Annotated in this window: 13 protein-coding genes; 1 reads left to right on the top strand and 12 read right to left on the bottom strand. The window is 67.4% G+C overall.

Annotated features, from left to right (window positions below; genetic code table 11):
* Complete coding sequence (locus RI032_RS14860) at window positions 1–678, bottom strand: hypothetical protein (protein WP_043400989.1); 678 nt, start codon at window positions 676–678, stop codon at window positions 1–3.
* Window positions 675–1,892 (bottom strand): tryptophan synthase subunit beta, encoded by a 1,218-nt coding sequence (gene trpB / locus RI032_RS14855; protein WP_010483065.1) that lies wholly within the window; start codon window positions 1,890–1,892, stop codon window positions 675–677. Before trpB ends, RI032_RS14860 begins: the two co-directional genes overlap by 4 nt.
* Before the next feature lie 96 nt (window positions 1,893–1,988).
* Between trpB and RI032_RS14850 the strand changes: the two genes are divergently transcribed.
* Window positions 1,989–2,876: a LysR family transcriptional regulator gene (locus tag RI032_RS14850; protein WP_019336661.1), complete on the top strand. Its 888-nt coding sequence runs from the start codon at window positions 1,989–1,991 to the stop codon at window positions 2,874–2,876.
* Window positions 2,877–2,924: 48 nt separating this feature from the next.
* On the opposite strand, the gene RI032_RS14845 is transcribed toward RI032_RS14850, so the two are convergent.
* From RI032_RS14845 to prmB, 10 genes are all read right to left on the bottom strand, one after another.
* Window positions 2,925–4,781 (bottom strand): C40 family peptidase, encoded by a 1,857-nt coding sequence (locus tag RI032_RS14845; protein WP_010483061.1) that lies wholly within the window; start codon window positions 4,779–4,781, stop codon window positions 2,925–2,927.
* A 48-nt stretch (window positions 4,782–4,829) separates the two neighbouring features.
* Complete coding sequence (locus RI032_RS14840) at window positions 4,830–5,507, bottom strand: hypothetical protein (RefSeq protein WP_082587873.1); 678 nt, start codon at window positions 5,505–5,507, stop codon at window positions 4,830–4,832.
* Window positions 5,508–5,694: 187 nt separating this feature from the next.
* Complete coding sequence (locus tag RI032_RS14835; RefSeq protein WP_010483057.1) at window positions 5,695–6,351, bottom strand: phosphoribosylanthranilate isomerase; 657 nt, start codon at window positions 6,349–6,351, stop codon at window positions 5,695–5,697.
* Window positions 6,348–7,118 (bottom strand): tRNA pseudouridine(38-40) synthase TruA, encoded by a 771-nt coding sequence (truA, locus tag RI032_RS14830; protein ID WP_010483055.1) that lies wholly within the window; start codon window positions 7,116–7,118, stop codon window positions 6,348–6,350. Before truA ends, RI032_RS14835 begins: the two co-directional genes overlap by 4 nt.
* 32 nt (window positions 7,119–7,150) lie before the next feature.
* Entirely contained in the window at window positions 7,151–7,513 is a 363-nt protein-coding gene (locus RI032_RS14825; protein WP_032952441.1) for a VOC family protein, read from the bottom strand.
* A 26-nt stretch (window positions 7,514–7,539) separates the two neighbouring features.
* Window positions 7,540–9,600, bottom strand: coding sequence for a FimV/HubP family polar landmark protein (locus RI032_RS14820; protein ID WP_049482135.1), 2,061 nt, complete (start codon window positions 9,598–9,600; stop codon window positions 7,540–7,542).
* Window positions 9,601–9,730: 130 nt separating this feature from the next.
* The gene (locus RI032_RS14815; RefSeq protein ID WP_180865662.1) at window positions 9,731–10,759 is read right to left on the bottom strand and encodes an aspartate-semialdehyde dehydrogenase; all 1,029 of its coding nucleotides are present in this window, start codon (window positions 10,757–10,759) and stop codon (window positions 9,731–9,733) included.
* A 92-nt stretch (window positions 10,760–10,851) separates the two neighbouring features.
* On the bottom strand, window positions 10,852–11,889 hold the full coding sequence (locus RI032_RS14810) for a 2-hydroxyacid dehydrogenase (RefSeq protein WP_010483047.1): 1,038 nt from the start codon (window positions 11,887–11,889) through the stop codon (window positions 10,852–10,854).
* The gene (gene aroC, locus RI032_RS14805) at window positions 11,882–12,985 is read right to left on the bottom strand and encodes a chorismate synthase (RefSeq protein ID WP_010483045.1); all 1,104 of its coding nucleotides are present in this window, start codon (window positions 12,983–12,985) and stop codon (window positions 11,882–11,884) included. Before aroC ends, RI032_RS14810 begins: the two co-directional genes overlap by 8 nt.
* Complete coding sequence (prmB, locus tag RI032_RS14800) at window positions 12,982–13,911, bottom strand: 50S ribosomal protein L3 N(5)-glutamine methyltransferase (RefSeq protein WP_010483043.1); 930 nt, start codon at window positions 13,909–13,911, stop codon at window positions 12,982–12,984. Before prmB ends, aroC begins: the two co-directional genes overlap by 4 nt.
* Between the last annotated feature and the right edge of the window lie 38 nt (window positions 13,912–13,949).

The raw sequence follows: 13,949 nt of genomic DNA, 5'->3' as shown, positions 1-13,949 counted from the left end.
TCAGGCACATCCTTCAATCAGTTCAATCGCATCGCTGGTCCCCCAGTACATCCGGGTGACCTTCCCTTCAAACAGTTCCAGGCGGATGCCCAGGTCCGAACCCGGGTCCTGCCAGGTGAGGTACTCGCCCTGGTCACCGTCGTAGGCATGCGGGCTGGACACCGGCGGTTTCGGGAACTGGGCCACGGCCTGGGCTCGGGTCATGCCGATGCGCAGGCCGAACGGCCCCGGCTGTTCGACCGGCAGTTCCGGCTCATCGCCCGGCTTAAGATCAAAACGGACCACGCGGTCGTCGTCGGTCATCATCGACACGCCCGGCGGCAGCCCCTTGCCGTCGTAGTACTCGCAGTCGCCTTCGAAGAATTCCTTCGCGCCCTGCGCCTTCCAGGGACCCAGCGCCTTCAGGTCAGTCATGTGCTGGCCAACCAGCACGTCACCGGCATGGTCCAGTGCCACCGAAGCCACCGCAGGCGCGTCATCGCCGCTCGTCCCTTCTTCGGAGGGGGCATCGACAATGGGCGTACGCGCCATCGGGTCAAGATCATCGTTGGCAGCCTGCTGCACAGGCTGCGTGGTGGCCTTGGCGGCCGGTGCCAGCACCGGCGGCTCCGGCGGCTGGCACGCGGCCAACCCCAGTGCCAGCAGCAGCACGCCACTGTTCCGCAGCAGCGCGCTCACAGCACCAGCCCTTCGCGCGCGGCGATGGTATGCACGTCCTTGTCGCCACGGCCGGACAGATTGCAGAGCACGATCTGGTCACGCGGACGCTCACGTGCCAGCTTGATCGCCTGCGCCAGCGCATGGCTGGATTCCAGTGCCGGCAGGATGCCTTCGGTGTGCGCAAGCAGGTGGAAAGCCTGAAGCGCTTCCTCGTCAGTGATGCCGAGGTACCGTGCACGACCGGTATCGGCCAGGAATGCGTGCTCCGGGCCGACGCCCGGGTAGTCCAGGCCGGCCGACACCGAGTGGGTCTCGATGATCTGGCCGTCGTCGTCGCACAGCACATAGGTGCGGTTGCCGTGCAGCACGCCGGGGCGACCCGCCGCGATGGAGGCGGCATGGCGACCGGTGCTGATGCCATCACCGGCAGCTTCGGCGCCGACGATATCGACCTGGCGATCGTTGAGGAAGGCATGGAACAGGCCGATGGCATTGCTGCCACCGCCCACGCAGGCGGTGATCGCATCGGGCAGGCGACCGTATTCGGCCAGCATCTGCTCACGCGCTTCGCGGCCGACGATGGCGTTGAAGTCACGCACCATGCGCGGGTACGGATCGGGGCCGGCCACGGTGCCGATGATGTAGAAGGTGTCCTGCACGTTGGTCACCCAGTCGCGCATCGCTTCGTTGAGCGCGTCCTTCAGGGTGGCCGAGCCGGAAGTGACCGGTACCACCGTCGCGCCCAGCAGCTTCATGCGGTAGACGTTGATCTTCTGCCGCTCGATGTCGGTGGCGCCCATGTACACCACGCATTCCAGGCCCAGGCGCGCGGCAACCGTGGCACTGGCCACGCCATGCTGGCCGGCACCGGTCTCGGCAATGATGCGCTTCTTGCCCATGCGCGCGGCCAGCAGCGCCTGGCCGATGGTGTTGTTGATCTTGTGCGCGCCGGTGTGGTTTAGGTCCTCGCGCTTGAGCAGGATCTGCGCGCCGCCGACGTGATCGCTCAGGCGCTGGGCGTGATAGATCGGGCTCGGCCGGCCCACATAATGCGCCAGGTCGCGGTCATAGGCCGCCTGGAATTCGGGGTCCTGGCGGGCCTGGTCATAGGCCTGGGCCAGTTCCTGCAGCGGGCCGACCAGGGTTTCGGCAACGAAGCTGCCGCCGTAGCGGCCGAAGTGGCCCTGGGCATCCGGGAAGGCGTGGTAGTCGGCAATGGGGGAGGCAGACATGGATACGACCGGTGGTTCAGACAGGTGGATACTCTAGCGCACGGGTCGTGACCGGAAAATGGATATTATCTGGCGCATATCGTCAGGAAATCTCACATGAGCCGTTCCCTGCTTCCGCCGCTCAATGCACTGCGCGCGTTCGAGGCCACCGCACGCCTCGGTGGCGTGGGCCGCGCCGCACAGGACCTGCACGTCACCCACGGTGCGGTCAGTCGGCAACTGAAGCTGCTGGAGGATCACCTGGGCCTGGCACTGTTCCAGCGTGCCGGCCGCGGGCTGCGCCTGACAGCGGCTGGCACCCGCCTGCAGGCGGCGTGCAGCGAGGCCTTCGGCGGGATCGAGGACTGCGTGCGCGAACTGCGCCGGCCAGCGGCCTCCCCAGCACTGGTACTGGGCTGCAGCGGCAGCGTGCTGGCGCGCTGGATGATTCCGCGCCTGCCCGTGCTGCAGGCCGCCCTGCCCGGCGTGCGCCTGCAGTGGTCGGCGCTGGATGGCAGCTTCACCGAAGCACAGGCGGCGCTGGACGCCGTGCTGCTGCTGGCGCAGGGTCCGTGGCCACGGGGCTGGCAGGTCCGCGAGCTGGCACCGGAGCGGGTGGGCGTGGTGGTGGCCCCGTCACATCCGGCGGCGCAGCGCCTGCGGCAGGCACCGCCCTCGGCACTGCTGCAGGAAACAGTGCTGCACACCAGCTCGCGGCCACAGGCGTGGCCGGCATGGGCGCAGGCACATCGCCTGGACCCAGCAAAGCTGCAGCTGGGCACCGCTTTCGAACATCTCTATTACCTGCTGGAAGCAGCAGTCGCCGGGCTGGGCCCGGCGATCGCGCCCGAGCCGCTGGTAGCCGAAGATCTGGCAGCAGGCCGGCTGGTCGCACCGTGGGGGTTTGCCGCCACCGGCGGCTTCTGGGTGCTGGCGCGGCCGGATGGCCCGGCCGATGCACGGGTGGACGCCCTGGCCGAGTGGGCAGCAGCGCAACTGCGATGAGACGAGGCCCCGGGCGGCATTCACCTCCCGGAGCCGGCAACGCAGGCCTCAGCGACCGCCCATCGCGACCCGCTGCTGCTCCTCATGCACCTGCTGCTGGTGCGACGGATCTGCCAGCAGCTTGGCACTGGTCTGCTCCAGCGACGGCGGCGCCTGGGCCAGATCGACAGCGGTGCGGAAGCCCGGCGTCGTGCCCATCACGAACGCCTTGCCATCCTGCACCGTGATGCTCTGCAGCTTGTCGGCCGCGTCGATACCGTTCTGCTTTGCATGCAGGGTGATATTGGCCGCAGCCTCTTCGGAAAACACGCTGGGAAGCTTGCTGCGGACGGCGTTGTGCAGTGCGTGGTCCGGATGCGATGCATCGTTCAGCGACGGCCCCTTCGGCGCAGCCGCTGCAGGTTCATGGCCCTGCGCACGGCCCGCCGCCAGTGCGGCAGTGGTCTGGCGACCGACAATTCCATCGGCCGCCAGCCCCTGCTGCTTCTGGAACGCGATCACCGCTTCGCGGGTGTGGTCACCGAAACGGCCATCCTCCGACAACCGATGGCCCTGCGCATCACGCACGCCGAGCTGATTGAGGGTCTGCTGCAACGCCTGCACGTCGGTGCCACGCTGCCCCTGCTTCATCACCTCGCTGGCCGCAGGGTGTGATGCAGCCGGCTGCACGGTGGCGCCAGGCCGGGACAGCGCAGGTTCGCCATTGCCATGCAGCGGCGCGCGCACCTGGAATTCCGGCTTCGGTGTCAGCGCACCAACGATGCGGGTGCTTCCGCCATCCCAGTACCCACCCGGCCGGATGGTGACTTCGGCCGGCCCCGTGCTTCCCTGCGAACCGATGAACTGGATGTTTCCCTGCGCGTCGTAGCCTTTGAAAATACCGACATGCTGGCCCTGCGACGAGGAGAACATCAGGATGTCGCCCTGCTTCAGCGATCCGTTCGGCTTGCGTGCTTCGGCAGCCGAGGTCACGTCGAAATGCTCGCGTGCGTAAGCGGTCGTGTTCGCGCCATTGAACAGCGTCGAGGTAGTGAACCCTGCGGCGTTCTCGCCACGCACGTCGTAACCCGCGTTCTTCAGGCCACGCCATACGAATGCCGAGCAATCCACGCCCAAGCGTCCGTCACCATCGAGATCACGCTCCAGCCGGCTGCTGTCGCGACCGGGACGCGGATGGTCGGGGCGCCCGTATTCGTACTGGCGGCCCGAGGCCATGAAATGCTGATAGGCCTCGTTGTAGAGCGCGGCACTGCCGACTGCAGCCGCGGTCTGGCCCGCCGCGGGCGCAGCTGCCGAAGGCGTCTGTACCTGCGTTTGGGCCTGGGCCTGCACGGGCGTGGCCGCCTGTGCGCGCGTGGGTGGCTGCTGCGTGGCAACCTCACCCGGCTGCCAGCCCTCGAAACGGCGAATGCCGTCGGCCAGCACTTCACGCTCGCGCACGCTCATCTGGCCGACGGTCTTCGAACGCAGATCGACTCCCTGGCGATCGCCTTCGGCATAGATGGTGGCCGCCTGCTCCTTGTGGTGGGTGGTGCCGCTGTAATCCTTCGTGGAGTAGCTCGGCAGCATTTCCTCCACGGTCTTGTCGCCGAACCGGCGTTCGAGCAGCTGGATCTTCGCCACCCGGCCCGCTTCATAGCTTTCGAAGACCGCGTTGCCCCATTGGTCGAGATCGACCACGCCCTTGTAGCGCCCCTGCGCCGATTCCAGCGCCTGCTCGCGGGTACGCGGATTGGTCACCGTCTTGTCCGCGCTGCCGGCGAATTCAAACTTGAGATTGCCAGGATTGTTGTTGCGCCACGAGACGCTGCCACCTGATCGTTCGATGACACTGCCATCGTCCATTTCCAGCGTGCGCGTGGTACCTACGCTGCTGACCAGCCGGGTGATTTTTGGATCCGACATGAGCTGTTCCTTTGCCAGTGGTTGATTGGACCGCTCCCCTGGCGGTGATTACATTCCGTTGGAAAACACGTCGAGCACGTCCGCACTGACCCAGCCCTGTGCGCAGTTCCCGGCGTAACGTCCCGGCGCCGCCGCATGGCAGGCCTCGCCCCCTGTGCTGGCCAAGCCAGTGATCGGCCTGTCGCCATAGGTGTCACACAACGTGTTGCCCTTGCACTTGCCGACCGTCGCGGCGGGAACCGCAACGACGTAATAGAACAGGGGATTCTGTCCGGTGCGCCCGATGCCCTGCACGCAGACCAGCTGCCCCTTCGACAGCTTCGCGGTCACGCTGGCCTTGCTGCCGGTGGATGGCACCGCATTCAACGTTTCCACGCCTTTGGCGTCGGCTACGCCGGCGAAGAAACCCTTGTCGCCACAGTCCGGCGACAGTTCAACATCGTAGAAATCGCCGCTGTCCACATCACCGGCCGTGCAGCCGCTGCCCGTACTGGCGTTGCTGCATTTCACGCCACTGGCCTGGATCAGCGCAGCCAGGCCGTCGGCAGCCGGAGCCGTGGCCGGCGCTGCGGCAGGTGCGGCCGCCGGTGTTGCAGCGGCCGGTGCCGACGCTGTCGGGACGGATGAGTCACCGGCCGCACATGCGCCCAAGGCGAGCAGCAGGCCGGGCACGAGCGTCAGGCGGGCCAGGCGGAGACGGTGGGAAGAAAGATGGGGCATATCCATTGCGTCCTCGTTCGAAAGGTAGGGCATATCTCAAGGGTGCGGCCAGCGACACGCACACGGCATCGCACCCGGCCAGGTAAGGCTGGGCGCATTGTGTCCGATCAGATGTTCGGGGGGTGTCGACTTTTTGGCGCTGGAACCTGAATTACCCGGAAGCGTGACTCCCATCACACTCAGGTGACGCGGATCACTCCAGAACGGTGCAATCCGCGCGACGCACTTCCTCGACGAAGGTGCGCATCCTGTAGCCGTCCTTGATGCCCGGCTCCAGTTCGATGCCACTGGAGACGTCCACGCCCCACGGCAGCGTCGCCAGCACGGCGTCGTAGACATTTTCCGGGTTCAGGCCACCGGCCAGCAGGAACGGCCGGTGCAATCCGGTCGGAACGCGGCCCCAGTCGAATGCCACGCCGGTGCCGCCGCCACCACCCGGGGCGTGGCTGTCGAACAGGAAGCCGGCAGCGCTGGGATAGCGTAGCTGCAGGGTGCGGGCGTTGACCTCTTCACGGCCCCCCATGGCGATCGCCTTCAGGTAAGGCATGTTGAAGCTGCGGCAGAAGCTCTCGTCTTCCTCACCGTGGAACTGCAGCAGGGTCGGCCGCACCGTGCGCAGGACCTCGCGCACTTCTTCCTTGCTGTTGTTGCGGAACAGCGCCACCACGTCGACCATCGGTGCGATCGCCTGGCGCATCGCGCGGGCCTCAGCCGGTGCGACCCGGCGGCTGCTCTCGCGGGCAAAGATGAAACCCACTGCGTCCACGCCCAGCTCACCGGCCAGGCGGACGTCGCCAGCACGGGTCATTCCACAGAACTTGATGCGCGTACGGTAGTAGGAACGGCTCATAGCGTGACCTCGGCGGGCAGATGCCAGTTGTCGGGGTACAGGGGCCCAAGGAACACCAGGCCCTGCGGCGGTGCGGTGGGACCAGCTACGGTGCGGTCGCGCCCGGCCAGCAGTTCGGCGATCCATTCCACCGGTTTTTCACCGCTGCCCACCAGGATCAACGATCCGACGATATTGCGGACCATGTGATGAAGAAATGCATTGCCACGTACTGCGACTTCGATCACTTCGCCATCGCGGCTGACCTGCAACGACTGCAGTTCACGCCGCGCATGCAGCGCCTGGCACTGCACCGAACGGAACGCGCTGAAGTCGTTCTCGCCAAGCAGGGCCTGGCCGGCGGCGTGCATCAGGGTCTCGTCCAGCGCCCGGCGCTCCCAGCTCAGGGTCTGCCGGTCCAGTGCCGGCCGTACCTCACGGTTGAGCAGCCGATAGCGGTAGCGGCGCGCACGTGCGGAGAAGCGGGCGTGGAAATCATCGGCCACCGGCACGCACCAGCGCACCGCGATCGAGCGCGGCAGGCGGGTGGTGGTGCCGAGCATCCAGGCGCGCGGATCGCGCACCACGTCGGTATCGAAATGCACGACCTGGCACTGGCCATGCACGCCGGCATCGGTGCGGCCGGCGCAGACCACCTGCAGCGGCGCATCAGCCACCGATGACAGGGCCTGCTCGAGGCTGGCCTGCACGCTGGGACCACCCTCGCCCAGGTTCTGCCAGCCCCTGAAATCGCTGCCGTCGTACTCGACGCCAAGCGCATAACGCATGTGCTACCTCGATGTTGCGGATGGGGCGGCGCTCAGGCCGGATCGCGTTCGGACCAGACCGCCAGTTCGTTGCCACCGGGCTCGACGAACTGGAAGCGGCTGCCACCGGGGAAGGAGAACACCGGGCGCACGATCTCGCCGCCGGCGTCGCGCACGGCGGCCTCGACCGGTGCCAACTGGTCGGCATACAGCACCAGCAGCGGTGCACCGCTGTCGCTGGCCCGCTGCGGCTGGCCACGGAAGAAGCCGCCTTGCAGGCGGCCATCGTCGAACGCCGTGTAGTCGCTGCCGTAGTCGACGAACGACCAGTCGAACACCTTCTCGAAGAAGGCGCGGCTGGCGGCCGGGTCGCTGGACGCGAATTCAACGTAGTCGATGCGGCGTTCGCGGCTCATGGCAAGGCCCTTGTCGGCAGGTTCGGTCACGGCAGGCGCGCCAGCAGTTCGCGGGCCTGGGCCTGGCTGTGCAGGTCGCCGCCTTCGGCGACTTCCAGCAACAGGGTGCGCGCGGTCTGTGCGTCGCCCAGATCGAGGTAGGCAATGGCCAGTTCCAGGCGCTCCTGGCCGGCACGTGGCGACCAGCCCGCGTCGCCGGCAGGCGCAGCCGCGCTCGACGCGATGTCGTCGGAATGAGAGGCCTCGACGGCGCCATGGTCGATGCCGTCGATGGCTTCGCGACGGGCGGCGTCCACCGGAGCCTCGTTCTCATGCGCGTCGGCCGGCAGATCGAACACGCCGCGGAACTGCGGCTGCTGTTCGGCATGCAGTGCGTAGTCCGGCACCACCACTTCGACCGGCGCCTGCGGTGCAACGCGCTCGTCCTGCAGCGGCTCGGCGACGACACCCTCGTCGCCGGTGGTTGCGGGATCGTCCCAGCGCGGCAGATCGGTCACCGCTTCGGGCAATGCCACCGCGTCCTCCTCGCGCAGCGTGTCGGTCTGCCAGCCGGCCCGCGCCAGGTCCTCGGCAACGGGTTCGGCGACCACCACGTCATGCACTTCGGTTTCGGTGGCCCAGGCGGGCATCGCCGGTTCCTGGCGGCCATTGTCGGCAACAGCCGACGACCATGAGGACTGCTCGGCCAGCGTATCCAGCGCCGCACCCGCCGGCACCGCCGCGGTCAGGCCGGCGGCATCGTCTTCCTCACGCAGCGGCGGCAGCGGCGACGGCTTGCGACGACGCAGCAGCCAGGCCGCGCCCGCCGCCAGCAGCAGTACCGGCAGCCCCAGCCAGTACCACGGCGTTGCCGCATCGCGGGCATCCGGTGCCTGCGCCAGGCGCTGCTGCGCGGCGGCCAGGTCGTTGTCCTTCATCGCGATCAGCGACTGCTGCTGTTCCTTGAGTTTCTCAAGGTCGGCCACGCGCTGCTTCAGCTCGCCGATCTCGGCATCGCGGGTGGCGATGTCCTCACGCGCCTGGCGCAGTTGTTCGTTGCCCAGCATGTCACCCTCGCTGCCGGCAGCGGTGCCGGTGGTTGTGCCCGCGTGCGCGGCGTCGGACGCCAGCGCCGGAGCGATCTCAAGTCGTGCCCCGTTGGCGGCAGGCGGGGAAGAAGCGTTCGTGGTTGCGGCCTTGGCGACCGGGGCGACGGTACCCGCGGGTTGCGGCACGGTACGCGCCTGCCGCCATTGCGCAGCGTGCTCGCGCACGAGCGTCGCCGCTTCGGCAGCGTCGACCGCAGCAAGCGCATCGCTGCCTGGCATGCGCAGCACCGCCCCCTGCTTGAGCAGGTTGACGTTGCCCCGGATGAAGGCTTCGGGATTGGCACGCAGCAGGGCGATCATCGCGCGGTCGCGACTGACCTGGTTGCCACGTGCCACTGCACTGGCGATCTGCGACAGGGTCTGCCCGCGCTGCACGGTGATGCTGCCATCGGCCGCCGGTGCAGCAACCGGCGCGGAGGCCGCACGCGGGCGTGCCGGTGCAGGCACCACCGCAGATGGCGGCGTAGTGGGCGTCTCTGCTGCCGGCACCGTTGCCGAAGCCGGTGCAGGTTCGCGCACGATGGTATTGGAGAGCGTGCCGGCCGGTGCGACGATCTCTGGCTCGGCCACGGCCAGCGCACTGGGCGGCGCATCGACCAGCGCCGAGTACTCACGCACCAGGCGGCCCTGACCCCAGTCGGCTTCGATCAGGAAGCTCAGCGACGGCGTCTCCACCGGCGCCTGCGAGGTGACGCGCACCACTGCCCTGCCCTGCGTGTCGCGGGTCAGTTCGAACTGCAGTTCACTGACCAGTCCGGTTGGCCGCTGCAGGCCGACACGTTCGAAGGTGACCGGTGAGGCAAGCGCCACGCGCAGGTTTTCCAGCTCGGACGGATCGGCCGAGACCACCGGGATTTCAGCCAGCAGGGGCTGGCCCGGCTTGGACAGGACCCGGATGTCACCCAACCCCAGGGCGAGCGCCGAACTGCTGGCCAAGGCGAGCAGTGCGGCGGACAGATAGGTGAGCGGGCGCTTTGCGCCCTTGGCCCGTTTATTCATGGGCGACACTATAAAGCGTGCGGACCGGGGTCCGCATCCATGTAGAGCCGAGCCCATGCTCGGCTGCATGGCCTGAGCCGAGCGTAGGCTCGGCTCTACAGAAAAGGCCGGGGATTGCCCGGCCTCTCCATCAGCGCGGCTCGGCGGCGACCAGCTCGGCCAGCTGCACGGCATTCAACGCCGCGCCCTTGCGCACGTTGTCCGACACGATCCACAGGTTCAGGCCGCGCGGATGCGACAGGTCTTCACGGATACGGCCGACATACACCGCATCGGTGCCCGAGGCATGGGTGACCGGAGTCGGATAACCACCGGCTTCATGGCGGTCCACCACTTCAACGCCCGGCGACTGTTCCAGCAGCGCGCGCGCTTCGGCCACGGTCACCTTGTCGCGGGTTTCGATCGCCACCGATTCGGAGTGGCCGTAGAACACCGGCACGCGCACCGCGGTCGGGTTCACCAGGATGCTGTCGTCACCGAGGATCTTGCGGGTCTCCCAGATCAGCTTCATCTCTTCCTTGGTGAAACCGTTGTCCTGGAAGTCATCGATGTGCGGGATCAGGTTGAAGGCGATCTGCACCGGGAAGCGCTGCGGATCGATCTCCTGGAAGCTCAGCAGCTGGCCGGTCTGCTTGCCCAGTTCCTCGGTTGCCGAACGGCCGCCGCCAGACACCGACTGGTAGGTGGAGACGTTGATGCGCTCGATGCCGTACTTGCGGTGCAGCGGTGCCAGTGCCACCAGCATCTGCATGGTCGAGCAGTTCGGGTTGGCGATGATGCCGCGCGGACGGTTGGCGACCTGCTCCGGGTTGACCTCGGACACCACCAGCGGCACGTCATCGTCGTAACGGAAGGCCGAGGAGTTGTCGATCACCACAGCGCCCGCTGCTGCGAACTTCGGCGCGTATTCCTTGGACACGCTGCCGCCGGCCGAGAACAGGGCGATCTCGACGCCGCTCGGATCAAAGGTAGCCAGGTCCTGGACCTTGACCTTCTGGCCGTTGAACTCGATCTCGCCGCCGGCCGAACGCTCGGAAGCGAGAACGCTCAGGGTACCGACCGGGAAATCACGCTCGGCCAGGATCGACAACATGGTCTCGCCGACCGCACCGGTGGCACCGACGACGGCGACGTGGAAACTGCGCTGTGCATTGCTCATGGGGGAAACTCTCACGAAAACGGGAATGGGGAAGAAACACGCACGACAGCTGGGTTCGGGGAACCTCCTCAAGCGGGGCGCGCGGAGGTTCCCTATCGTTTCCCGGTTTTTTTGCCCAGAGTCACGCGCGCGGCCATCGCCGCGTCAGCGTTGATCGCGCTCGGCATGCGCGACAGGCCGCCGTCCAGGCCGAGCCCGGCAACCAGATTATCCACGGCCAGCTGTACCATCGCCGTGCGCGTGGCCAGCGAGGCGCTGCCGATATGCGGAGTCAGCACGACATTGCGCAGCGCCAGCAGTTCGGGGCGCACCTTCGGCTCGCCTTCGTACACATCCAGGCCCGCTGCGGCAAGGCGACCGTTGGCCAGCGCATCGGCCAGCGCGATCTCATCAACCAGGCCACCACGGGCGATGTTCACCAGCGTTGCCGACGGCTTCATCTTCGCCAGCGCGACGGCATCGATCAGATGGTGCGAGGCCGGCGTGTACGGCAGCACCAGCAGCAGGTGGTCGGACTGTGCCAGCAGCGTATCCAGGTCCACATAGGTGGCGCCCACTTCCGCTTCGGTCGCGGCCGGCAGCTGCGAGCGGTTGTGGTACAGCACCTTCATGCCGAACCCGTGTGCACCGCGGCGGGCAATGCCCTGGCCGATGCGGCCCATGCCGAGGATGCCCAGCGTGCTGCCGTGGATGTCGGCACCGAGCATGGTCTGGAACGACCACTGCTGCCACTGCCCTTCGCGCAGCCAGCGCTCGGATTCAGTGATGCGGCGTGCAGTGGCCATCAGCAACGCGAAGCCGAGATCGGCGGTGGTCCCGGTCAGGACGTCCGGCGTGTTGCTGGCGAGAATGCCGGCGGCGCTGAGCGCGTCGACATCCAGGTTGTTGTAGCCGACGCCGACATTGGCGATCACCTGCAGCTGTGCGGCGTCGGCCACCTGGGCCGCACCAATGCGCTCGTTGAGCGTGATGATGGCGCCGTCGGCGCTGGCCAGCTGTTCGGCGATCTGATCGGGCGACCAGGCGGTGACAGTGTCGGTGCTGCGCAGCTGTACGCGATCGCGCAACGGCGCGATGGCCGCGTCGATCAGCGGCTGGCTCACCCACACCGTCGGCCGCGTGTCAGCCATCGATCTGCCCGGGAATGCGCGGGGTGATCGTGCCGACATCGCCACACTGCGCGCGATGACGCAGCGCCTGGTCCATCAGCACCATCGCCACCATCGCCTCGGCGATCGGGGTGGCACGGATGCCGACGCAGGGATCATGGCGGCCGGTGGTGACCACCTCGACCACGTTGCCGGCCGTGTCCAGCGACGGGCCCGGCAGGCGCAGGCTGGAGGTCGGCTTCAACACGATCGAGGCGACCACCGGCTGGCCGGTGGAAATGCCACCGAGGATGCCGCCGGCATGGTTGCTGGCGAAGCCCTGCGGGGTCAGCAGGTCACGGTGCTCGGTGCCCTTCTGCGCTGCGCTGGCGAAACCGTCGCCGATCTCCACCCCCTTCACCGCGTTGATGCTCATCAGCGCAGCGGCCAGTTCGCCATCGAGCTTGCCGTAGATCGGCTCGCCCCAGCCCGGCGGCACGTTGTCGGCGACCACGTCCACGCGCGCACCGACCGAATCACCGGACTTGCGCAGCGCATCCATGTACGCCTCCAGTTCCGGCACCTGTGCGGCGTGCGGCCAGAAGAACGGATTGTCTTCCACCGCCGACCAGTCGAAACCGGCCGGCGTGATGTCGCCCAGCTGCGACAGGTAGCCACGCACGGTCACGCCGAAGCGCTCGGCGAGCCACTTCTTGGCGACCACGCCGGCGGCCACGCGCATGGTGGTCTCGCGTGCCGAGGAACGGCCGCCACCGCGCGGGTCGCGGATGCCGTACTTGTGCCAGTAGCTGTAGTCGGCATGACCCGGCCGGAACTGCTGGCCGATGTTGGCGTAGTCCTTGCTGCGCTGGTCGGTGTTGCGGATCAGCAGCGCGATCGGCGTGCCGGTGGTCAGGCCCTCGTACACGCCGGACAGGATCTCGACCTCATCGGCTTCGCGACGCGCCGAGGTGTGCCGGCTCTTGCCGGTTGCGCGACGCTGCAGGTCGTGGGCGAATTCGGCCGCGTCCAGCGCCAGCCCCGGCGGGCAGCCATCGATCACGCAGCCGATGGCCGGCCCGTGCGACTCGCCGAACGTGGTGACGGTGAACAGCTTGCCGAACGAATTGGAGCTCACGGGCGCTGCGCCGCCAGTTCGGTGATGCGGGCGCTGTGGGCGATCAGTTCGCGGCACTCGACCGCGAAGATGCCCATCTGGCCAACCTTGAACTCGATCCAGGCGAAATCGACTTCCGGCAGCAGCTTGACCAGATGCTGTTCGGACTCGCCCACTTCACAGATCAGCAGACCGTCTTCGCTCAGGTGCAGCGGGGCATCGCGCAGGATCTTCAGCACCAGGTCCAGGCCGTCATCGCCGGCACGCAGACCCATCTCCGGCTCGTAGGAGTATTCCTGCGGCAGGGCATCGGTCTCGTCGTTGGTGACGTACGGCGGGTTGGTGACGATCAGGTCGTAGTGGCGGCCGGTCAGGCCGTTGAACAGGTCCGACTTGAGCAGGGTGACGTTGTGCGCCTGCAGGCGTTCCTTGTTCTCTTCGGCCAGCGACAGCGCGTCGTCGCTCAGGTCGACGCCATCCACTTCCCAGTTCGGGTAGTAATGGCCCATGGCGATGGCGATGCAGCCCGAACCGGTGCAAAGATCCAGCGCGCGGCTGACATCGCGGCCGGCCAGCCACGGCTCGAAGCCGCATTCGATCAGTTCGGCGATCGGCGAACGCGGCACCAGGGCGCGCTTGTCGCTCTTGAAGCTCAGGCCGGCGAACCAGGCCTCACCGGTCAAGTAGGCGGCCGGGATGCGTTCATCGATGCGACGCTGGAACAGTTCCAGCACGCGCAGCTTTTCGGCCTGCAGCAGGCGCGCCTGGCCATAGGCCGGGCCCAGATCGTGCGGCAGGTGCAGGCTGTGCAGCACCAGCTGGGTGGCCTCGTCCAGCGCATTGTCGTAGCTGTGACCGAAGGTCAGCCCGGCTTCGTTGAAACGGCTGGTGCCGTAGCGGATCAGATCGATGATCGTGTGGAGTTCGGCGGCCGTTTCAGCGGTCATGGCGGTACTGCGGGCAAAGTGGCCCCCGATTATAGGGG

This window comes from Stenotrophomonas geniculata, from assembly GCF_034508895.1.
GTDB classification, from domain to species: Bacteria; Pseudomonadota; Gammaproteobacteria; order Xanthomonadales; family Xanthomonadaceae; genus Stenotrophomonas; species Stenotrophomonas geniculata.
This window is presented reverse-complemented; position numbering and strand designations above follow the sequence as displayed.